This is a genomic window from Paraburkholderia sp. SIMBA_054, assembly GCF_046534875.1.
GTDB lineage: Bacteria > Pseudomonadota > Gammaproteobacteria > Burkholderiales > Burkholderiaceae > Paraburkholderia > Paraburkholderia hospita.
This window is the reverse complement of the sequence record NZ_JAWRXV010000356.1, coordinates 1-364: the sequence shown is the minus strand read 5'-3', so window position 1 is coordinate 364 and position 364 is coordinate 1. Positions and strand designations below refer to the sequence as shown.

Genomic DNA, 364 nt, shown 5'->3' with positions numbered 1-364 from the left:
ACGGCACCGCCACTATGGCTGATATCGGGCAGGCTCTGGTGTCAATCGGAGAGCGAGGGCTCGTGAATGCTGGCGTTAGCACTGCTGTCTATGGCGGGAGCTTCGGAAACGCTCTCGAAAATAGCGTGATCAGCGACGTGGGTGCCATCGGTGCTGCTGTGATTGGCGCAGCGTCAACTGACAAGGATTCGGTTCTGGCGGAGAGGAGCCCGGGCTACGTGATGGCGCATGCCGGGCTTGGGTGCGTGCTGTCGGCTGCAGATGGCAACGGATGTGCTGGTGGTGCCATTGGCGGAGCGGCTGGGGCGTTCCTGAATACGACGCTCGACGCAAATGGGAACATTCCGGCGCCGCTCGATGTTGC

Annotated in this window: 1 protein-coding gene; it reads left to right on the top strand. The window is 61.8% G+C overall.

All coding sequences use genetic code 11. The features are described from left to right. Window positions 1–14: 14 nt before the first annotated feature. Window positions 15–364, top strand: a 350-nt coding sequence (locus SB822_RS55470) for a DUF637 domain-containing protein (protein WP_410858892.1), incomplete at its 3' end; no start/stop codon positions are given.